This is a genomic window from Streptomyces sp. NPDC003284, assembly GCF_053589675.1.
Genome location: NZ_JBSFSI010000011.1, coordinates 59,060 through 78,625, shown reverse-complemented (window position 1 = coordinate 78,625; position 19,566 = coordinate 59,060). Strand labels below are relative to the sequence as shown.

The following is a 19,566-nucleotide window of genomic DNA, read 5'->3' as shown; positions in this document are numbered from 1 at the left end:
GGCGATGCGGGCCGAGGGCGGGGCACGAAGCCGTGCTCCGGGCTGGGGTACGAAGCCAGGAGCCTGGCGGGGCACAGGCCGGGGCCGGAGGGGTGGGCAGAGGCCGTAGTCGGACACCGGACGCGGCGGCAAGGACCGAGACACGTCCCGGGTCCGGGCCCGCAAGCCGGGCACAGGCCGGGGAACAGGAACCCTGGATGCCCGCCGGGCCCGAGTGCCGCGGCGCGGGCGGCCGGGGGACGAGCAAGGGTGCGCGCCCCGCCCTCAGCCCTCGCCGGGCCGCGCCCAGACCCGCCCCGCGCTCCGGCTCCCGGCTACGGCACGTACCCCGTACCCCTCGTCCCGCCCCGGACCGGGCGTCTCGCGCTCCGTGACCCTGGGCCGCCGCTCCGCGACACCCGGCTGCGCCGTCCGACGAGCTTTGGTCGCCTTGCGCGCCGAGCGGCCCAGCCCTTCCGTACTCCGCGATACGAGGCCGCGCCGTGAGCCCCGGCCCCGCGCCCCGTGACCCCGGCCACCGCCCTACGACACGCCGCTGCGCCGTCCCATGAGCCCTGGCCGCCTCGCGGCCGCAGCCCCCGGCCGTGCCGTCCTCCGCGATACCGGCCCCCGCAGGCCCCTCACCCCCCTCAGGCCCCCGAGACCTTCCCCACAGCTCCAGGTGCAACCTTTGCCCCGGTTATCTCGTCTGACCGGGAAGAGCGACGATGGTGCGGTACGGGCTCATCCGGCCGGGCCGGGCCTGACCCAGGCGACGAGGGGTATCCGACCCGAGACGAGAGCTGAGGAGCACATGTCCGCCCAGAGCACGCCGGGCCCCGGTATACCGGGGAAGAAACCCGGGACCGACAGCCCCCGCCGCAAGGGCGCCGGAGGCCGCCGCCGCAAGCCGCCCGCGGGGCGCCGCAGGGGGCTGCTGGTCGCGGCCTGGACGACCGCGGGGATCGTGGTGCTCGGCGGCACCGGAGCCGGCTATCTGTACCTCAAGCTCAACGGCAACCTGAAGACGGTCGACATCAACCAGGCCCTCGGCGCCGACCGGCCCTCCAAGGCCGACAACGGCTCGGAGAACATCCTGGTCCTCGGCTCGGACACCCGCGCGGGCGGCAACAAGAAGCTGGGCGGCGGTACGGACGACGGCAGCGCCCGCTCGGACACCGCGATGATCGTCCACGTCTACGAGGGCCACCAGCGGGCCAGCGTGGTCTCCATACCCCGCGACACCCTCGTGGACCGCCCCGAGTGCACCGACACCCGGGGCACCACGCACCCGGCCGCACACCGTGCGATGTTCAACGAGTCGTACGGCACCGGCGGCGCCGCCTGCGCGGTGAAGACCGTGGAGTCGCTGACCGGGCTGCGGATGGACCACTACCTGGAGGTCGACTTCAGCGGCTTCCAGAAGCTCATCGACGACCTCGGCGGGGTCCGGGTCACCACCACGAAGGCCATCGACGACCCCAACAGCCACCTGAAGCTCACCGCGGGCACCCACACCCTCGACGGGCGGCAGGCGCTCGGTCTGGTCCGCACCCGGCACGGCGTCGGTGACGGCTCCGACCTGGGCCGCATCCAGCTCCAGCAGGCGTTCGTGAAGGCGCTGATCGACCAGGTCAAGCACGTCGGGGTGTTCACCAGCCCCAAGAAGCTCTACGACCTCGCCGACACCGCGACCAAGGCGGTCACCGCCGACTCCGACCTCGGCTCGGTGAACTCGCTGATCTCCTTCGCCGACGGCCTCAAGGGCATCAGCTCCAGCCGTATGACGATGGTCACCATGCCGGTGCGGTACGACCCGGCCGACCCCAACCGCGTGATCATCGAGGAGAGCAAGGCCCAGCAGGTCTGGACGGCCCTCAAGGCCGACCGGCCGATCCCCCGCGCGGCCACCGAGGGCACGGCGACGGGCGAGGCCAAGGGTGTCGTCAGCGGCTCCTGAGCACCGCCCCCGCAGCCGGCGGCAGGCCGCCCCCGCCGCCGGGAACAAATGGCCGCACCCCCCGGTTTGGGGAGAAGGCACCAGTCCTGGCAGACTGGTACGTCGGCTCCGGTTCACGCCCCCCGCACCCCGCGGCGGCGACCCGGCGCCCTCCCGAACATAGGAGACACCTTGAAGCGCGACATCCACCCCGAGTACGTCGAGACGCAGGTCAGCTGCACCTGCGGCGCGTCGTTCACGACCCGCAGCACCATCGACTCCGGCACCATCCGGGCCGAGGTCTGCTCCGAGTGCCACCCGTTCTACACGGGCAAGCAGAAGATCCTCGACACCGGTGGCCGTGTGGCCCGCTTCGAGGCCCGCTTCGGCAAGGCTGCCGCCGGCTCCAAGAAGTAGCGAGCCCCAATCCGCCGGTCCACGGCCGCGCCCCCTCACCGGGGCGCGCCCGGGACCGGCGTTTTTGGTCGCCCGCCCTTCCCCTCCCCACGCAGTAGCAGGAGCCCAAGATGTTCGAGGCCGTCGAGGAGCTCGTCGTCGAGCACGCCGACCTGGAGAAGAAGCTCGCCGACCCGTCGGTCCACGCCGACCAGGCGAACGCGCGCAAGCTCAACAAGCGTTACGCCGAGCTGACGCCCATCGTCGCCACGTACCGCTCCTGGAAGCAGACCGGCGACGACATCGAGACCGCGCGCGAACTGGCCGCCGACGACCCGGACTTCGCCGCCGAGGTCAAGGAGCTGGACAAGCAGCGCGAGGCACTGACCGAGAAGCTGCGCCTGCTGCTCGTGCCGCGCGACCCCAGCGACGACAAGGACGTCATCCTGGAGATCAAGGCCGGCGCGGGCGGCGACGAGTCGGCGCTGTTCGCCGGCGACCTGCTGCGCATGTATCTGCGCTACGCCGAGCGCGTCGGCTGGAAGACCGAGATCATCGACGCCACCGAGTCCGAGCTGGGCGGCTACAAGGACGTCCAGGTCGCGGTGAAGACCAAGGGCGGCCAGGGCGCCACCGAGCCCGGCCAGGGCGTGTGGGCCCGGCTGAAGTACGAGGGCGGTGTGCACCGCGTGCAGCGGGTGCCGGCCACCGAGTCCCAGGGCCGTATCCACACCTCGGCGGCGGGTGTCCTGGTGACCCCCGAGGCCGAGGAGGTCGACGTCGAGATCAACCCGAACGACCTGCGCATCGACGTCTACCGCTCCTCGGGGCCGGGCGGCCAGTCCGTCAACACGACCGACTCCGCGGTGCGCATCACGCACCTGCCCACCGGAGTCGTCGCCTCCTGCCAGAACGAGAAGAGCCAGCTCCAGAACAAGGAGCAGGCGATGCGTATCCTGCGCTCCAGGCTGCTCGCCGCGGCGCAGGAGGAGGCGGAGCGGGAGGCCGCGGACGCCCGCCGCAGCCAGGTCCGCACCGTCGACCGCTCCGAGAAGATCCGCACCTACAACTTCCCGGAGAACCGCATCTCGGACCACCGGGTCGGCTTCAAGTCGTACAACCTGGACCAGGTCCTCGACGGCGACCTGGCCGCGGTGATCCAGGCCTGCGTCGACGCGGACTCGGCCGCCAAGCTCGCGGCCGCCTGAGGCACGCCCGGCCGCGGTGCCCCGCCCGGTGCGCCACGGCAGGGACGTACGGACGTACGGACGAACCACCAAGCACGGAGGACCAGCGTGCAGCAAGAATCCGGGGGGCGACCCCCAGGCCCCCGCAGCGTGCTGCTCGCGGAGGTGGCGCAGGCCACCCAGCGGCTGGCCGACGCCGGTGTGCCCTCGCCGCGCAACGACGCCGAGGAGCTCGCCGCGTTCGTGCACGGCGTCAAGCGCGGCCAGCTGCACACCGTGCGGGACGCCGACTTCGACGCCCGGTACTGGGAGGTCATCGCCCGGCGCGAGCAGCGCGAGCCGCTCCAGCACATCACCGGACGCGCCTACTTCCGCTATCTGGAGCTCCAGGTGGGCCCCGGTGTCTTCGTGCCGAGGCCGGAGACCGAGTCCGTGGTCGGCTGGGCGATAGACGCGGTACGGGCCATGGACGTGGTCGAACCGTGCATCGTCGACCTGTGCACCGGCTCGGGCGCCATCGCGCTCGCGCTCGCCCAGGAGGTGCCGCGCTCGCGCGTGCACGCCGTGGAGCTGAGCGAGGACGCGCTGACCTGGACCCGCCAGAACGTGCGGGGCTCCCGCGTCGACCTGCGCCAGGGCGACGCCCTGACCGCCTTCCCCGACCTGGACGGCCAGGTCGACCTGGTCATCTCCAACCCGCCGTACATCCCGCTCACCGAATGGGAGTACGTCGCCCCCGAGGCCCGCGACTACGACCCCGAGCTGGCGTTGTTCTCCGGCGAGGACGGTCTCGACCTGATCCGCGGCATCGAGCGCACCGCGCACCGGCTGCTGCGTCCCGGCGGGGTCGTCGTGATCGAGCACGCCGACACCCAGGGCGGCCAGGTGCCGTGGATCTTCACCGAGGAGCGGGGCTGGGCCGACGCCGCCGACCACCCCGACCTCAACAACCGGCCGCGGTTCGCCACCGCCCGCAAGGCGCTGCCATGAGCCGCGCGCAGCCCACCCCCAGGACGCCAGACCAGCAGTACGTGTACGAGGAGGCCCGCTGACAATGGCACGGCGATACGACACCAACGACGCGACCGACCGCGCGACGGGTCTGCGCGAGGCCGCGTCCGCCGTCCGCCGGGGCGAGCTCGTGGTGCTGCCGACCGACACGGTCTACGGCATCGGCGCCGACGCGTTCTCCTCCGAGGGCGTCAGCGACCTGCTCGCCGCCAAGGGCCGCGGCCGCGCCATGCCCACGCCCGTCCTCATCGGCTCCCCGAACACGCTGCACGGCCTGGTCACGGACTTCTCGGAGATGGCCTGGGAGCTGGTGGACGCGTTCTGGCCCGGCGCCCTCACGCTCATCGCCCGGCACCAGCCGTCCCTCCAGTGGGACCTGGGCGACACCCGGGGCACGGTCGCCGTGCGCATGCCGCTGCACCCGGTCGCCATCGAACTGCTCACCGAGTTCGGCCCGATGGCCGTCTCCTCGGCGAACCTCACCGGCCACCCCGCGCCGGAGACCTGCGACGCCGCGCAGGAGATGCTCGGCGACTCCGTCTCCGTCTACCTGGACGGCGGCCCCACCCCCGGCAACGTGCCGTCGTCCATCGTCGACGTCAGCCGCGAGGTGCCCGTGCTGCTGCGCGCGGGCGCGCTGTCGGCCGAGGAACTGCGCAAGGTGGTACCCGACCTCGAGGTGGCGAATTGACGGCCCCCCGCTTCCCCGAGTCCCCGGTGCCCGTCCCGGCCCCGGCCGTGTCCGGACGGGGCCGTCCCCGCGCACAGGGGGGACCCCCATGCGTGGCATAGGCGTGGCGGACGAGGCGGGGTTCCCGGCGCGGCCGGAACCGGCCCCCGACACCTTCCGCATCCTCCACGTCAGCACCGGCAACGTGTGCCGCTCGCCCATCACCGAGCGGCTGACCCGGCATTTCGTGGCGGACCGGCTGGGCGAGGCGGCCGGCGGCGGGCTGATCGTGGAGAGCGCGGGCACCTGGGGCCATGAGGGCGCGCCCATGGAGACCAACGCCGAGACGGTGCTGGCCGACTTCGGCGCGGACGCCTCCGGCTTCACCGGCCGGGAGCTGCTGGACGAGCATGTGATCCGCGCCGACCTGGTGCTCACCGCGACCCGCGACCACCGGGCGCAGGTCATCTCCATGGGGCACTCGGCCGGGCTGCGCACCTTCACGCTCAAGGAGTTCACCCGCCTGGTGAAGGCGATCGACCCGGCCACGCTGCCGCCGCTGGAGGACGGCGTGGTCGAGCGCGCCCGCGCGCTGGTGCGGGCCGCCGCCGCGCTGCGCGGCTGGCTGCTGGCGCCGAGCGTGGCGGCCGACGAGGTCTACGACCCCTACGGCGCCCCGCTGCCGTTCTTCCGCTCGATCGGCGACGAGATACACGAGGCGCTGGACCCGGTCGTGACGGCGCTGACAGGGGTCGCCGCGCGCGCCTGACGGGCCGCACGGGCCCGGCCGGAGCCCGGCGGCGCCCCCGGGCCCCGGCCGTCCCCGCGACGGCTCAGCGGCCGCGCGCAGCGGCCCCGGCGGGCCTACATTGGACGTACGCACTGGACGTACGTCACCGTCGACCGCCCGGAGTCCGCCATGCCGGTCCTGCCCGCCCTGGAGACCGATGTCCTGCGGCGGCAGGATCCGCAGGCGGCCGAGCTCGTGCTGGGCGAGCTGGCCCGGCAGTCCACCACGCTCCAGCTGATCGCGGCGGAGAACTTCACCTCGCCCGCGGTGCTCGCCGCGCTCGGCTCGCCGCTGGCCAACAAGTACGCCGAGGGCTACCCGGGCGCCCGCCACCACGGCGGCTGCGAGATCGTGGACGCCGCCGAACGGCTCGCGATCGAGCGCGCCAAGGCGCTGTTCGGCGCCGAGCACGCCAATGTCCAGCCGCACTCGGGCTCCTCCGCCGTGCTGGCCGCCTACGCGGCGCTGCTGCGGCCCGGTGACACCGTGCTCGCCCTCGGCCTGCCGGACGGCGGGCACCTCACCCACGGCTCGCCCGCGAACTTCTCCGGCCGCTGGTTCGACTTCGTCGGCTACGGCGTCGACGCCGAGAGCGGCCTCATCGACCACGAACAGGTGCGTGCCCTGGCCCGTACGCACCGGCCCAAGGCGATCGTGTGCGGCTCGATCGCCTACCCGCGCCACATCGACCACGCGTTCTTCCGCGAGGTCGCCGACGAGGTGGGCGCCTATCTGATCGCCGACGCCGCGCACCCGATCGGCCTGGTGGCCGGGGGAGCGGCGCCCAGCCCGGTGCCGTACGCCGACGTGGTGTGCGCCACCACGCACAAGGTGCTGCGCGGGCCGCGCGGCGGGATGATCCTGTGCGGGAGCGAGCTGGCGGAGCGGGTGGACCGGGCGGTGTTCCCGTTCACCCAGGGCGGCGCCCAGATGCACACCGTCGCGGCGAAGGCGGTGGCGTTCGGCGAGGCGGCGCGGCCGGAATTCGCGGCCTACGCCCACCAGGTGGTCGCCAACGCGCGGGTGCTGGCCGCGTACCTGGCGGCGGAGGGCCTGGCCGTGACCACCGGCGGCACCGACACCCATCTGATCACCATGGACCCGGCGCCGCTCGGCATCGAGGGGCGCACCGCGCGCGGGCGCCTGGCCGCCGCCGGGATGGTCCTGGACTGCTGCGCGCTGCCGCACTCCGGTGCCCGCGGGCTGCGCCTGGGCACGGCCGCGGTGACCACCCAGGGCATGCGGGAGGAGGAGATGGCGCGGATCGCGGTGCTGCTGGGCAAGGTGCTGCGCGGTGAGCTGGACGCGGCGCGGGCCCGGGACGACGTGCGCGCGCTGACCGCCGCGTTCCCGCCGTATCCGTCCTGAACCGGGCGGAAGCGGCCTGGGCGGGCCGGTGCCGGGCAGACGTGAGGAGCGGGTCCGGGCCCGCGCGGCGGCGGGAGTGCAACCAACCTCGCTACCCGGAAGTCCCCATACATATGCTCGCGTCGCTAGGGTGTGAGGCTGAGATGGCCAGCGAGACCTGTGGGGAAGCCTGTGCGTGAATACCTGCTGACGCTCTGCATCACGGCCGCGGTGACGTACCTGCTGACCGGGCCGGTGCGCAAGTTCGCGATCGTGGCGGGGGCGATGCCGGAGATCCGGGCGCGTGACGTGCACCGGGAACCCACTCCGCGGCTCGGCGGTATCGCGATGTTCTTCGGGATGTGCGCCGGACTGCTGGTCGCCGACCACCTCACCAACCTCAACGAGGTCTTCGAGAAGTCGAACGAGCCGCGCGCGCTGCTCTCCGGGGCCGCGCTGATCTGGCTGATCGGTGTCCTGGACGACAAGTTCGAGATCGACGCCCTGATCAAGCTGGGCGGCCAGATGATCGCCGCCGGTGTGATGGTCATGCAGGGTCTGACGATCCTGTGGCTGCCGGTCCCGGGTGTCGGCACGGTCGCGCTGACCCAGTGGCAGGGCACCCTGCTGACGGTGGCGCTGGTCGTCATCACCATCAACGCGGTCAACTTCGTCGACGGTCTGGACGGTCTGGCGGCCGGCATGGTGTGCATCGCCGCCGCCGCGTTCTTCATGTACGCCTACCGGATCTGGTACTCGTACGGCATCGAGGCCGCCGCCCCGGCCACGCTGTTCGCGGCCGTGCTGATGGGCATGTGCCTGGGCTTCCTGCCGCACAACATGCACCCGGCGCGGATCTTCATGGGCGACTCGGGCTCGATGCTGATCGGCCTGGTGCTGGCGGCCGGTGCGATCTCGGTGACCGGGCAGGTCGACCCGGACGTGATGAAGCTGTTCTCGGGGTCCGAGCGCAACGCGGTGCACCAGATGGTGCCGGTCTACATCCCGCTGCTGATGCCGCTGACCATCATCGCGATCCCGGCCTCCGACTTCGTCTTCGCGGTGGTGCGCCGCACCTGGCGCGGCCAGTCGCCGTTCGCCGCGGACCGCGGCCATCTGCACCACCGGCTGCTCCAGATCGGCCACTCGCACAGCCGGGCCGTGCTGATCATGTACTTCTGGGCGGCGCTGATCGGCTTCGGCGCGCTCGGCTACTCGGTCAACTCCGCCTCCATGTGGATCGTGCTGGGCATCGTGCTGCTCAGCTTCTTCGGGCTGGTGCTCCTGCTGCTGCCGCGGTTCACGCCGCGCGCCCCGCGCTGGGCCGAGCAGTTCGTGCCGCCGCGCTACCGCCGCCGCCGGGCGGCGGCCCAGGCCCCGGCCGCGGTGGCGTCCGTCCCGGCCGCCGAGGCGGCCGGGACCGGTGAGGCGCACACGTCCTCCGGTGCGCAGGAGGCGTCCGTACGTCCGGCGCCGGTCGGTGCCACGGCGGCCCGGGTCAACGGAGCGACCGCCGTGGGACCCCGATCGCGTGTTCTCGACGGACGCAATGCCGGAACGTCACGCTGACGCCCAAGGTAAGAATCTGACTAAAGCGTTGCCTGTTCATGGGTGACCAAAGCGGCCTAATACCAGACACATCGCCCCGGATTTTGCACAGACGGGCAGGGTCACTCTCATGTGTGACAGTCAGCACACCTACTTGGTAAAGACCGCATCAAATAGTTTGTGATACCGTTCACGAGAACCCCGGACAGAGCCGAAGGACCCGGATGCATGGGCCCCTTGGCGATGAGGTTCCTCTCTCGGACCGGGGACTACGCTCGTCCATGACGACACCCTGCCCCCCTGTGAAAGCGGAGTTGCCGCCATGCCGTCCAATGACGTCCGGAACCTACTGCACACCGCCGTGCCCACCGCCGCCGTCGGTGTGGTCGCTGTGGCGGTCAGTGGTGCGGTCGCCGGAGGCAAGGGCGCGATCGGGGCGCTTGTCGGGGTGGTGCTGGCCATCCTCTACATGGGGATCGGTCTCCATGTGCTCCAGTGGACGGCGAAAACGCTTCCGCAGCTCTTCCAGGCCATGGGCCTCATGCTCTATGTCGCCCAACTGCTGCTGCTCTTGATCTTCTTGGCCCTCTTCAAGGGCACCTCGCTGTTCAATGCGAAGGCGTTCGCGTTCTCGCTCGTCGTCGCGACCGTCGTATGGATGGCCGCACAGGCGCGCGCGCACATGAAGGCCAAGATCTTCTATGTCGAACCGGACTCCGAGAAGAGCGAGAAGTCCGAGAAGACCGGGTCTTCGTCGTGAGGGGTAGGCCCGGGATAAAGGCGTGCGAGATCTCCTGCTATCGTCCGGTGCCAACTGCGGCATCGCGGGCGCGGGCAGCTGAGCTGACGCCTGCTCGATCGCGGGGCTCGATGCCCGCCGGCCGCCACCACATCCGTCACACCAGTCCGGTGCCGACCCGCGGCTGCCCGCCGCGCCGACACAACGAGGTTGCCGTACCCATGCGCCACGCTGAAGGAGCCCGCGGTGAGTGCTGAACAGACCACGCTCGCCTTCGACTGGAGTTGCCGCGTCTTCGCCGACAACGGCTGCGGCTTTCCGTCGCCCGGCCTCCACTCCTTCCTCTTCAAGCCGATGTTCTCGGTCGGCGGCTACGACTTCGACAAGCCGATGCTGCTCGCCATCATCACCTCGCTCGTGGTGGTCGGCTTCTTCTGGGCGGCCTTCGGCAAGGCCAAGGTGGTGCCCGGCAAGCTCCAGATGGTCGGTGAGGCCGGCTACGACTTCGTGCGCCGCGGCATCGTCTACGAGACGCTCGGCAAGCGCGAGGGCGAGAAGTACGTGCCCTTCATGGTCTCGCTGTTCTTCTTCATTTGGATCATGAACCTGTGGTCGATCATCCCGGTCGCCCAGTTCCCGGTGACGTCGATCATCGCCTACCCGGCCGCCCTCGCCCTGTGCGTGTACGTGACCTGGATGGTCCTGACCTTCAAGAAGCACGGCTTCGCCGGCGGCTTCAAGAACCTCACCGGCTACGACAAGTCGCTCGGCCCGGTGCTGCCGCTCGTCGTGGTCATCGAGTTCTTCTCGAACGTCCTGGTCCGCCCGTTCACCCACGCGGTGCGACTGTTCGCCAACATGTTCGCCGGTCACCTGCTGCTCGTGATGTTCACCGTCGCCAGCTGGTACCTGATGAACAGCTGGCTGATCGCGGCCGGCGCCGTCTCGTTCGTCATGGCGATGGTCATGATCCTGTTCGAGCTCTTCGTCCAGGCCGTCCAGGCGTACGTCTTCGTCCTCCTGGCCTGCTCCTACGTTCAGGGCGCTCTCGCCGAGCACCACTGAGCCACCCCGCACCGCCCCCGTCACAGACGTCCGGTGGCCAACCCCCACCGGTCCTTGAAAGAGAAGGAAGAATCAGCATGGCTGCCACTGAGACCCTTGCCGCCGTCACCGGCTCCATCGCCTCCGTCGGCTACGGCCTCGCCGCCATCGGTCCCGGCATCGGCATCGGCATCATCTTCGGCAACGGCACCCAGGCGCTCGCCCGCCAGCCCGAGGCCGCCGGTCTGATCCGTGCCAACCAGATCCTGGGCTTCGCCTTCTGTGAGGCGCTCGCCCTCATCGGCATCGTCATGCCGTTCGTTTACACCTACAAGTAAACCGCGGCGGACGACCCACCCCATTAGGGAAAGGCACTGATGACATGCAGCTGACACAGCAGCTGGTGCAGCTGGCGGCGGAGGAGCAGCAGAACCCTCTCATCCCGCCCGGCCCCGAGCTGGTCATCGGCCTCGTCACCTTCGCCATCGTCTTCTTCTTCCTCGGGAAGAAGCTCCTGCCGAACATCAACAAGGTTCTGGAGGAGCGCCGCGCGGCGATCGAAGGCGGTATCGAAGAGGCCGAGGCCATGAAGGTCGAGGCCCAGAGCGTCCTCGAGCAGTACAAGGCCCAGCTCGCCGAGGCCCGGCACGAAGCCGCGCGCCTGCGCCAGGAGGCGCAGGAGCAGGGTGCCACGCTCATCGCCGAGATGCGGGCCGAGGGCCAGCGCCAGCGCGAGGAGATCGTCGCCGCCGGCCACGCCCAGATCGAGGCCGACCGCAAGGCCGCCGCGTCCGTGCTCCGCCAGGACGTCGGCAAGCTCGCCACCGAGCTGGCCGGCAAGCTCGTCGGCGAGTCCCTCGAGGACCACGCCCGGCAGAGCCGCGTGATCGACCGCTTCCTCGACGGGCTCGACGAGGCCGCTTCCACGGCCGAGGCGGCTCGATGACAGCGCACGGAGCGAGCCGCGAGGCTCTGAGCGCCGCGCGTGAGCGTCTCGACGCGCTGACGGACTCCACGTCCGCCGACTCCGCGCGCCTCGCCGACGAGCTGGCCGCGGTCACCGCGCTGCTCCACCGCGAGGTCGGCCTGCGCCGGGCCCTCACCGACCCGGCGCAGTCCGCGGACGCCAAGGCCACGCTGGTCCAGCGCCTGCTCGGCAGCCAGGTCGGCGGCGCGACCGTGGACCTGGTGTCCGGCATGGTGCGCTCGCGCTGGTCGCAGTCGCGGGACCTGGTCGACGCGCTGGAGGAGCTGGCGGACATCGCCGACCTCACCACCGCGCAGCGGGGCGGCACGCTGGACGACGTGGAGGACGAGCTGTTCCGGTTCGGCCGGATCGTCTCCTCCAGCACCGAACTGCGCGCCGCGCTGACCGACCGGGCCGCGGGCCCCTCGGCCAAGACCGAGCTGCTGCACCGGCTGCTCGGCGGCCGGGCGAAGCCGGTCACCGAGCGTCTGGTGACGCGCCTGGTGAGCGCCCCGCGGGGACGTAGCCTGGAAGCGGGCCTCGAGTCCCTGTCCAAGCTCGCCGCGGAGCGGCGCGACCGCATGGTCGCCGTCGTCACCTCGGCGGTCCCGCTGAGCGACGGCCAGAAGCAGCGCCTCGGCGCCGCCCTCGGCCGCCTCTACGGCCGCCAGATGCACCTGAACCTCGACGTGGACCCCGAGCTGGTCGGCGGAATCCGGGTGCAGGTCGGCGACGAGATCATCAACGGCTCGCTCGCGGACCGGCTGGAGGACGCCGCCCGCCGCATGGCGAGCTAGCAGCACCGCAACACGCAAGACGTACACGACGGCCCTGGTTGGGCCGTGCAGAGGATTCACCTCTTATCGGGGGGAGTCCCGAACTCGTGGCACACCCCCCAAGTGAAACTTCGGGCCCAACAAGGAGAGCAGGGAACCCAGATGGCGGAGCTCACGATCCGGCCGGAGGAGATCCGGGACGCGCTGGAGAACTTCGTCCAGTCGTACAAGCCGGACGCGGCCTCGCGCGAGGAGGTCGGTACGGTCACCCTTGCCGGCGACGGCATCGCGAAGGTCGAGGGCCTGCCCTCGGCCATGGCCAACGAGCTGCTGAAGTTCGAGGACGGCACCCTCGGCCTCGCCCTCAACCTCGAGGAGCGCGAGATCGGTGCCATCGTCCTCGGTGAGTTCAGCGGCATCGAGGAGGGCCAGCCGGTCACCCGCACCGGCGAGGTCCTGTCGGTCGCCGTGGGCGAGGGCTACCTCGGCCGTGTGGTCGACCCCCTCGGCACCCCGATCGACGGCCTCGGCGAGATCGAGACCGAAGGCCGCCGCGCCCTCGAACTGCAGGCCCCCACGGTCATGCAGCGCAAGTCGGTGCACGAGCCGATGGAGACGGGCTACAAGGCCGTCGACGCGATGACCCCGATCGGCCGCGGCCAGCGCCAGCTGATCATCGGCGACCGCCAGACCGGCAAGACCGCCCTGGCCGTCGACACGATCATCAACCAGCGCGACAACTGGCGCACCGGCGACCCGAGCAAGCAGGTCCGCTGCATCTACGTCGCCATCGGCCAGAAGGGCTCCACCATCGCGTCGGTCCGCCGCGCGCTGGAGGAGAACGGCGCGCTGGAGTACACGACCATCGTCGCGGCCCCGGCCTCCGACCCGGCCGGCTTCAAGTACCTGGCGCCCTACACCGGCTCCGCCATCGGCCAGCACTGGATGTACCAGGGCAAGCACGTCCTGATCGTCTTCGACGACCTGTCGAAGCAGGCCGACGCCTACCGTGCCGTCTCCCTGCTGCTGCGCCGCCCGCCGGGCCGCGAGGCCTACCCGGGTGACGTCTTCTACCTGCACTCCCGTCTGCTGGAGCGCTGCGCCAAGCTCTCCGACGGCATGGGCGCCGGTTCGATGACCGGTCTGCCGATCGTCGAGACCAAGGCCAACGACGTCTCGGCGTTCATCCCGACCAACGTCATCTCCATCACGGACGGCCAGTGCTTCCTGGAGTCCGACCTGTTCAACGCCGGCCAGCGGCCCGCGCTGAACGTCGGTATCTCCGTCTCCCGAGTCGGTGGCTCCGCCCAGCACAAGGCGATGCGCCAGGTCTCCGGCCGACTGCGCGTGGACCTCGCCCAGTTCCGTGAGCTGGAGGCGTTCGCCGCCTTCGGTTCCGACCTGGACGCGGCCTCCAAGGCCCAGCTGGAGCGCGGTCAGCGCATGGTCGAGCTGCTGAAGCAGCGCCAGTACCAGCCGATGGCCACCGAGGACCAGGTCGTCTCCGTGTGGGCCGGCACCAACGGCCGTATGGACGACGTCCCCGTCGTCGACATCAGCCGCTTCGAGAAGGAGCTGCTGGAGTACCTGCACCGCAAGGAGCAGGGCCTGATGACCTCCATCAAGGAGGGCGCCAAGATGTCGAACGACACGATCCAGGCGATCGACGACGCCGTCGCCGAGTTCAAGAAGCAGTTCGAGACCTCGGACGGCAAGCTGCTCGGCGACGACACTCCGGCCGCTGCCGCCAAGTGACGTAAGGAAGGGACCTGACTCATGGGAGCCCAGCTCCGGGTCTACAAGCGTCGCATCCGATCCGTCACCGCGACCAAGAAGATCACCAAGGCGATGGAGATGATCGCCGCCTCGCGCGTCGTCAAGGCGCAGCGCAAGGTGGCGGCCTCCACGCCGTACGCGCAGGAACTGACCCGCGCGGTCACGGCGGTCGGCACCGGTTCGAACACCAGGCACCCGCTGACCACGGAGGCGGAGAACCCGGCCCGTGCCGCGGTCCTGCTGCTGACCAGCGACCGCGGTCTGGCCGGCGCCTTCAACTCCAACGCCATCAAGGCGGCGGAGCAGCTCACCGAGCGCCTGGAGCGCGAGGGCAAGCAGGTCGACACGTACATCGTCGGCCGCCGCGGTGTCGCCCACTACAACTTCCGCGAGCGCACCATCACGCAGTCGTTCACGGGCTTCACCGACCAGCCGTCCTACGCGGACGCCAAGACGGTGGCGGCGCCGCTGATCGAGGCGATCGAGAAGGACACGGCCGACGGTGGTGTGGACGAACTCCACATCGTCTACACCGAGTTCGTCTCGATGATGACGCAGACGGCGGTCGACCCCCGGCTGCTTCCGCTGCGTCTCGACGAGGTCGCGGCCGAGGCGGCGCCCAAGGGCGAGATCCTGCCGCTCTACGACTTCGAGCCCTCGGCGGAGGACGTCCTCGACGCCCTGCTGCCGCGCTACGTGGAGAGCCGGATCTACAACGCGCTGCTCCAGTCGGCCGCTTCCAAGCACGCCGCCACGCGGCGCGCGATGAAGTCGGCCACCGACAACGCGGGCGAGCTGATCAACACGCTCTCCCGTCTTGCCAACGCGGCCCGCCAGGCCGAAATCACCCAGGAAATCAGCGAGATCGTCGGTGGCGCGAGCGCCCTGGCCGACGCGACCGCGGGGAGTGACAACTAATGACCACCACTGTTGAGCCGACCGCTGCGGCGGGCGTGGCCACCGGCCGCGTCGCGCGGGTCATCGGCCCGGTCGTCGACGTGGAGTTCCCCGTCGACGCGATGCCGGACATCTACAACGCCCTGCACGTCGAGGTCTCCGACCCGGCGAACGCGGGCGAGCGGAAGATCCTGACCCTGGAGGTCGCCCAGCACCTGGGTGACGGCCTGGTCCGCACCATCTCCATGCAGCCCACCGACGGTCTGGTCCGCCAGGCCCCGGTCACCGACACCGGCGACGGCATCACCGTCCCGGTCGGCGACTTCACCAAGGGCAAGGTGTTCAACACCCTCGGTGAGGTACTGAACGTCGACGAGCAGTACACGGGCGAGCGCTGGTCCATCCACCGCAAGGCCCCGCGCTTCGACGAGCTCGAGTCGAAGACCGAGATGTTCGAGACCGGCGTCAAGGTCATCGACCTGCTGACCCCGTACGTCAAGGGCGGCAAGATCGGTCTGTTCGGTGGTGCCGGTGTCGGCAAGACGGTGCTCATCCAGGAGATGATCTACCGTGTCGCCAACAACCACGACGGTGTCTCCGTGTTCGCCGGTGTCGGCGAGCGCACCCGTGAGGGCAACGACCTCATCGACGAGATGAGCGACTCGGGCGTCATCGACAAGACCGCGCTGGTCTTCGGTCAGATGGACGAGCCCCCGGGCACCCGTCTGCGCGTCGCGCTGGCCGGCCTGACCATGGCCGAGTACTTCCGTGACGTCCAGAAGCAGGACGTGCTGTTCTTCATCGACAACATCTTCCGCTTCACGCAGGCCGGTTCCGAGGTCTCCACGCTGCTCGGCCGCATGCCGTCCGCGGTGGGCTACCAGCCGAACCTGGCCGACGAGATGGGCCTCCTCCAGGAGCGCATCACCTCGACCCGCGGTCACTCGATCACCTCGATGCAGGCGATCTACGTCCCCGCGGACGACCTGACCGACCCGGCCCCGGCCACCACCTTCGCCCACCTCGACGCGACGACGGTGCTCTCCCGTCCGATCTCCGAGAAGGGCATCTACCCGGCCGTGGACCCGCTGGACTCGACGTCCCGCATCCTCGACCCGCGGTACATCGCGGCGGACCACTACAACGCCGCGATGCGCGTGAAGAACATCCTGCAGAAGTACAAGGACCTCCAGGACATCATCGCGATCCTCGGTATCGACGAGCTGGGCGAAGAGGACAAGCTCGTCGTCCAGCGCGCCCGCCGCGTGGAGCGCTTCCTGTCCCAGAACACCCACGTCGCCAAGCAGTTCACCGGCGTCGACGGGTCGGACGTCCCGCTGGACGAGTCGATCGCGGCCTTCAACGCGATCTGCGACGGCGAGTACGACCACTTCCCGGAGCAGGCCTTCTTCATGTGCGGTGGTATCGAGGACCTGAAGAAGAACGCCAAGGAGCTGGGCGTCTCCTGAACTCGTTGAGTTCGTGTGAGGGGGCGGGCGCGTCCCGCCCCCTCACGCACGCCCACTAGACTTGTTTCCAACACCCGGTGATCCCACCGGGTGGTGACCCGAGGAGCCACCCTTGGCTGCTGAGCTGCATGTCGAGCTGGTCGCCGCCGACCGTCAGGTCTGGTCCGGCGAGGCCACCCTGGTCGTCGCGCGCACCACGTCCGGCGACATCGGCGTCATGCCCGGTCACCAGCCGCTGCTCGGTGTGCTGGAGTCGGGCCCGGTGACCATTCGTACGAGTGAAGGCGCGACGGTCGTCGCCGCGGTGCACGGCGGTTTCGTCTCGTTCGCCGACAACAAGCTGTCGCTGCTGGCCGAGATCGCCGAGCTGTCCGACGAGATCGACGTCCAGCGCGTGGAGCGGGAGCTCGAGCGCGCGAAGGCGGAGGGCGATGCCACCGCCGAGCGCCGCGCGGACGTCCGCCTGCGAGCGGCGACGGCGGTGCGCTGAACCAGCGACACCATGTGATGACACCACTCAGCCGCGGCTGGTACCGGAGCAATCCGGGACCGGCCGCGGCTGAGGTGGATGCGGGTGTTTTTTCCGTTCCATTACCTAGGAGACGAGGAGGTCGGTGCCGATGGTCCTCGCTCTGACTGTGTGCTCGGTCGTGGTCGCGCTCGTGGTGGTGGGACTGTTCGTCTTCGGTCTGCGGCGCAGACTGATCCAGCGTTCCGGCGGCACCTTCGACTGCTCGCTGCGCTGGGACGTGCCGGAGGAGCCCGACACCAGCGGCAAGGGCTGGAGCTACGGTGTGGCCCGCTACAACGGCGACCGCGTGGAGTGGTACCGCGTCTTCTCCTACGCGCCCCGCCCGCGGCGCACGCTGGAGCGGGCGTCCATCGAGGTGGCCGGCCGCCGGCGGCCCGAGGGCGAGGAGGAACTCGCCCTGCTGTCCGACGCGGTGATCCTCACCTGTCTGCACCAGGGCACCCGGGTCGAACTGGCCATGAGCGAGGACGCGCTCACCGGCTTCCTGGCCTGGCTGGAGGCGGCCCCGCCCGGCCAGAGGGTGAACGTCGCGTAGAGCGGCCCCCCCGCGTGGAGGCAGGCATGAAGAAGCTCCCCCCGGTCCGCCGTCCGGGGGGAGCTTCGGTGTGTCACAGGGGCTGCGGGCTTGCGCCTACAGGCCGCTGCTGAGGGCGCTCACCAGTTCACCGTTGCTGGTGTCACCGCTGAACTCCCAGAAGAAGGCGCCGCCGAGGCCCTGGCTGTTGGCCCAGGCCATCTTCGACTTGATGGTCGCCGGGGTGTCGTACGACCACCAGTTGCTGCCGCAGTGAGCGTAGGCCGTACCGGCGATGGTGCCGGTGGTCGGGCAGCTGGTCTTGAGGACCTTGTAGTCCTCGATGCCGGCCTCGTAGGTGCCGGGCGCCGCTCCGGTCGCCGTGCCGCCCGGGGCATCCTGGGTGACCCCGGTCCAGCCGCGCCCGTAGAAGCCGATGCCGAGCAGCAGCTTCTTCGCGGGCACGCCCTGCGCCTTGTACCGGGCGATCGCGTCGGCGGTGTTGAAGCCGTCCTTCGGGATGCCGTCGTAGGAGGTGAGCGGGGAGTGCGGGGCGGTCGGGCCCTTCGCGTCCCAGGCGCCGAAGAAGTCGTACGTCATCACGTTGTACCAGTCGACGTACTGCGAGGCACCGGCGTAGTCGGTCAGGTCGATCTTGCCGCCGGCCGAGCCGTCCGCCGTGGTGGCGGCGGTGACCAGTTCCTTGCCGAACTTGGCGCGCACCGCGGCCAGCAGGTTCTTGAAGGCCGCCGGGCCGCTGCTGTCACAGGTCAGACCGCAGGCGTTCGGGTACTCCCAGTCGATGTCGATGCCGTCGAAGACATCGGACCAGCGCGGGTCGTGCACCAGGTCGTAGCAGGACTGGGCGAAGGCGGCCGGGTTCTTGGCCGCGTCCGCGAAGCCGCCGGACCAGGTCCAGCCGCCGAAGGAGTAGAGCACCTTGATGTTCGGGTACTTGGCCTTCAGCTGGCGCAGCTGGTTGAAGTTGCCGCGCAGCGGCTGGTCCCAGTTGTCGGCGACGCCGCTGACCGACTGGTCGGCGGTGAACGCCTTGTCGTAGTCGGCGTAGGAGTCGCCGATCGCGCACTTGCCGCCGGTCACGTTGCCGAAGGCGTAGTTGATGTGCGTGATCTTGGACGCGGAGCCGGACGTCACCAGGTTCTTGACGTTGTAGTTGCGCCCGTAGATGCCCCACTCGGTGAAGTAGCCGAGCTTGACCTTGTCACCGGTGGGCGGGTTGCCGCCGCCGCCTCCGGTGGTGTGCACGGCGACCGAGGCGCTGACCGGACCGGTCTGGTCGGCGGTGTCACGGGCCTGGACGCTGTAGGAGTAGTCGGTGCCCGCGGTCAGGCCGTTGTCCGTGTAGGACGTGGTCGTGACGGTGGCGACCTTCTTGCCGTCGCGCAGGACGTCGTAGTTCTTGACGCCCTTGTCGTCGGTGGCGGCGCCCCAGGAGAGCTTCACCGAGGTGTCGGTGACCCCGGAGGCGGTGGGGGTGCCCGGCGCGGAGGGCGGGTTGTCGCCCGGGACGCTGGGGCCGCCGTCGCAGCTGCCGCCGTTGAGCGTGCAGTTGGAGGGGGAGCCGGGGCCGGTGCCGTTGAAGCCGAAGGAGACCGACGCCCCGGGGGCGATGGCGCCGTTCCAGCCGACGTTCTTGGCGGTCCAGTGGTTGCCGGAGTTGGTGACCGTGGCGTCCCAGGCGGAGCCGACCTTGGTGTCGGACGGGAAGTCCCACTCCACGGTCCAGGAGCTGATCGCCGAGGCGCCGGTGTTCTTGACGGTCCAGTTGCCGCCGAAGCCGTTGCCCCAGTCACCGGTCTTGGTGAAGGTGGCGGTGGCCGTGGGCGCCGCCTCGGCGGACGCCTGGGCGTGGCCCGAGAGGCCGACGATTCCGGCGAGGGGGAGCACGAGGGTCGCGAACCCCGCCGCGGCTCTGTGTCTGAAGCGCATGCGCGCCTCCTTGTCGGGGGAAGAATGTCAGGGGC

Annotated in this window: 19 protein-coding genes; 18 read left to right on the top strand and 1 reads right to left on the bottom strand. The window is 70.4% G+C overall.

What is annotated here, in order from left to right; translation table 11 throughout:
• Window positions 1–793: 793 nt before the first annotated feature.
• The 18 genes from ACWDYF_RS22960 to ACWDYF_RS22875 all read left to right on the top strand — a co-directional run bounded on the left by ACWDYF_RS22960 (window position 794) and on the right by ACWDYF_RS22875 (window position 17,602).
• A complete protein-coding gene (locus tag ACWDYF_RS22960; RefSeq protein ID WP_381742624.1) occupies window positions 794–1,939 on the top strand; it encodes an LCP family protein in 1,146 nt (381 codons plus the stop codon).
• Between the two features lie 171 nt (window positions 1,940–2,110).
• Entirely contained in the window at window positions 2,111–2,335 is a 225-nt protein-coding gene (gene rpmE, locus ACWDYF_RS22955) for a 50S ribosomal protein L31 (RefSeq protein ID WP_018571447.1), read from the top strand.
• Window positions 2,336–2,445: 110 nt separating this feature from the next.
• Window positions 2,446–3,522, top strand: coding sequence for a peptide chain release factor 1 (gene prfA, locus ACWDYF_RS22950; protein ID WP_018571448.1), 1,077 nt, complete (start codon window positions 2,446–2,448; stop codon window positions 3,520–3,522).
• A gap of 129 nt (window positions 3,523–3,651) precedes the next feature.
• Window positions 3,652–4,491: a peptide chain release factor N(5)-glutamine methyltransferase gene (gene prmC / locus ACWDYF_RS22945; RefSeq protein ID WP_381742626.1), complete on the top strand. Its 840-nt coding sequence runs from the start codon at window positions 3,652–3,654 to the stop codon at window positions 4,489–4,491.
• Window positions 4,492–4,555: 64 nt separating this feature from the next.
• On the top strand, window positions 4,556–5,203 hold the full coding sequence (locus ACWDYF_RS22940; RefSeq protein WP_018571450.1) for an L-threonylcarbamoyladenylate synthase: 648 nt from the start codon (window positions 4,556–4,558) through the stop codon (window positions 5,201–5,203).
• Between the two features lie 88 nt (window positions 5,204–5,291).
• Complete coding sequence (locus ACWDYF_RS22935; protein ID WP_389466513.1) at window positions 5,292–5,951, top strand: arsenate reductase/protein-tyrosine-phosphatase family protein; 660 nt, start codon at window positions 5,292–5,294, stop codon at window positions 5,949–5,951.
• Window positions 5,952–6,101: 150 nt separating this feature from the next.
• The gene (locus tag ACWDYF_RS22930) at window positions 6,102–7,340 is read left to right on the top strand and encodes a serine hydroxymethyltransferase (RefSeq protein WP_381742628.1); all 1,239 of its coding nucleotides are present in this window, start codon (window positions 6,102–6,104) and stop codon (window positions 7,338–7,340) included.
• 171 nt (window positions 7,341–7,511) lie between these two features.
• Entirely contained in the window at window positions 7,512–8,888 is a 1,377-nt protein-coding gene (locus ACWDYF_RS22925) for an MraY family glycosyltransferase (protein ID WP_389466516.1), read from the top strand.
• 301 nt (window positions 8,889–9,189) lie between these two features.
• Window positions 9,190–9,627 carry a hypothetical protein gene (locus ACWDYF_RS22920; protein WP_064535284.1) on the top strand — a complete coding sequence of 146 codons (438 nt, stop codon included), beginning with the start codon at window positions 9,190–9,192 and terminating at the stop codon, window positions 9,625–9,627.
• 225 nt (window positions 9,628–9,852) lie between these two features.
• Complete coding sequence (atpB, locus tag ACWDYF_RS22915) at window positions 9,853–10,671, top strand: F0F1 ATP synthase subunit A (protein WP_018571455.1); 819 nt, start codon at window positions 9,853–9,855, stop codon at window positions 10,669–10,671.
• Between the two features lie 77 nt (window positions 10,672–10,748).
• The gene (atpE, locus tag ACWDYF_RS22910) at window positions 10,749–10,988 is read left to right on the top strand and encodes an ATP synthase F0 subunit C (RefSeq protein WP_018571456.1); all 240 of its coding nucleotides are present in this window, start codon (window positions 10,749–10,751) and stop codon (window positions 10,986–10,988) included.
• A 44-nt stretch (window positions 10,989–11,032) separates the two neighbouring features.
• Window positions 11,033–11,596: a F0F1 ATP synthase subunit B gene (locus ACWDYF_RS22905; protein WP_381742633.1), complete on the top strand. Its 564-nt coding sequence runs from the start codon at window positions 11,033–11,035 to the stop codon at window positions 11,594–11,596.
• Window positions 11,593–12,414, top strand: a complete 822-nt coding sequence (locus tag ACWDYF_RS22900) for a F0F1 ATP synthase subunit delta (RefSeq protein ID WP_381742634.1) — start codon at window positions 11,593–11,595, stop codon at window positions 12,412–12,414. The genes ACWDYF_RS22905 and ACWDYF_RS22900 overlap by 4 nt, the downstream gene beginning before the upstream one ends.
• Before the next feature lie 141 nt (window positions 12,415–12,555).
• Window positions 12,556–14,148 (top strand): F0F1 ATP synthase subunit alpha, encoded by a 1,593-nt coding sequence (gene atpA, locus ACWDYF_RS22895; protein ID WP_381742636.1) that lies wholly within the window; start codon window positions 12,556–12,558, stop codon window positions 14,146–14,148.
• Window positions 14,149–14,169: 21 nt separating this feature from the next.
• Window positions 14,170–15,087: a F0F1 ATP synthase subunit gamma gene (locus tag ACWDYF_RS22890; protein WP_389466524.1), complete on the top strand. Its 918-nt coding sequence runs from the start codon at window positions 14,170–14,172 to the stop codon at window positions 15,085–15,087.
• The gene (gene atpD / locus ACWDYF_RS22885; protein ID WP_026253164.1) at window positions 15,087–16,535 is read left to right on the top strand and encodes a F0F1 ATP synthase subunit beta; all 1,449 of its coding nucleotides are present in this window, start codon (window positions 15,087–15,089) and stop codon (window positions 16,533–16,535) included. The genes ACWDYF_RS22890 and atpD overlap by 1 nt, the downstream gene beginning before the upstream one ends.
• Before the next feature lie 112 nt (window positions 16,536–16,647).
• Window positions 16,648–17,025, top strand: a complete 378-nt coding sequence (locus ACWDYF_RS22880; RefSeq protein ID WP_018571462.1) for a F0F1 ATP synthase subunit epsilon — start codon at window positions 16,648–16,650, stop codon at window positions 17,023–17,025.
• Between the two features lie 130 nt (window positions 17,026–17,155).
• Window positions 17,156–17,602 (top strand): DUF2550 domain-containing protein, encoded by a 447-nt coding sequence (locus ACWDYF_RS22875; RefSeq protein ID WP_018571463.1) that lies wholly within the window; start codon window positions 17,156–17,158, stop codon window positions 17,600–17,602.
• A 96-nt stretch (window positions 17,603–17,698) separates the two neighbouring features.
• On the opposite strand, the gene ACWDYF_RS22870 is transcribed toward ACWDYF_RS22875, so the two are convergent.
• On the bottom strand, window positions 17,699–19,531 hold the full coding sequence (locus ACWDYF_RS22870; RefSeq protein WP_389466527.1) for a glycosyl hydrolase family 18 protein: 1,833 nt from the start codon (window positions 19,529–19,531) through the stop codon (window positions 17,699–17,701).
• Window positions 19,532–19,566 lie beyond the last annotated feature (35 nt).

What these genes read in the sequence shown, in the direction of transcription:
- ACWDYF_RS22875 (WP_018571463.1), top strand. Translation starts at nt 17,156, where the DNA reads ATGGTCCTCGCTCTGACTGTGTGCTCGGTCGTGGTCGCGCTCGTGGTG.
- ACWDYF_RS22870 (WP_389466527.1), bottom strand. Translation starts at nt 19,531, where the DNA reads ATGCGCTTCAGACACAGAGCCGCGGCGGGGTTCGCGACCCTCGTGCTC.
- ACWDYF_RS22890 (WP_389466524.1), top strand. Translation starts at nt 14,170, where the DNA reads ATGGGAGCCCAGCTCCGGGTCTACAAGCGTCGCATCCGATCCGTCACC.
- atpD (WP_026253164.1), top strand. Translation starts at nt 15,087, where the DNA reads ATGACCACCACTGTTGAGCCGACCGCTGCGGCGGGCGTGGCCACCGGC.
- ACWDYF_RS22960 (WP_381742624.1), top strand. Translation starts at nt 794, where the DNA reads ATGTCCGCCCAGAGCACGCCGGGCCCCGGTATACCGGGGAAGAAACCC.
- ACWDYF_RS22905 (WP_381742633.1), top strand. Translation starts at nt 11,033, where the DNA reads ATGCAGCTGACACAGCAGCTGGTGCAGCTGGCGGCGGAGGAGCAGCAG.
- ACWDYF_RS22900 (WP_381742634.1), top strand. Translation starts at nt 11,593, where the DNA reads ATGACAGCGCACGGAGCGAGCCGCGAGGCTCTGAGCGCCGCGCGTGAG.
- ACWDYF_RS22920 (WP_064535284.1), top strand. Translation starts at nt 9,190, where the DNA reads ATGCCGTCCAATGACGTCCGGAACCTACTGCACACCGCCGTGCCCACC.
- ACWDYF_RS22940 (WP_018571450.1), top strand. Translation starts at nt 4,556, where the DNA reads ATGGCACGGCGATACGACACCAACGACGCGACCGACCGCGCGACGGGT.
- atpE (WP_018571456.1), top strand. Translation starts at nt 10,749, where the DNA reads ATGGCTGCCACTGAGACCCTTGCCGCCGTCACCGGCTCCATCGCCTCC.
- atpA (WP_381742636.1), top strand. Translation starts at nt 12,556, where the DNA reads ATGGCGGAGCTCACGATCCGGCCGGAGGAGATCCGGGACGCGCTGGAG.
- ACWDYF_RS22930 (WP_381742628.1), top strand. Translation starts at nt 6,102, where the DNA reads ATGCCGGTCCTGCCCGCCCTGGAGACCGATGTCCTGCGGCGGCAGGAT.
- ACWDYF_RS22935 (WP_389466513.1), top strand. Translation starts at nt 5,292, where the DNA reads ATGCGTGGCATAGGCGTGGCGGACGAGGCGGGGTTCCCGGCGCGGCCG.
- prfA (WP_018571448.1), top strand. Translation starts at nt 2,446, where the DNA reads ATGTTCGAGGCCGTCGAGGAGCTCGTCGTCGAGCACGCCGACCTGGAG.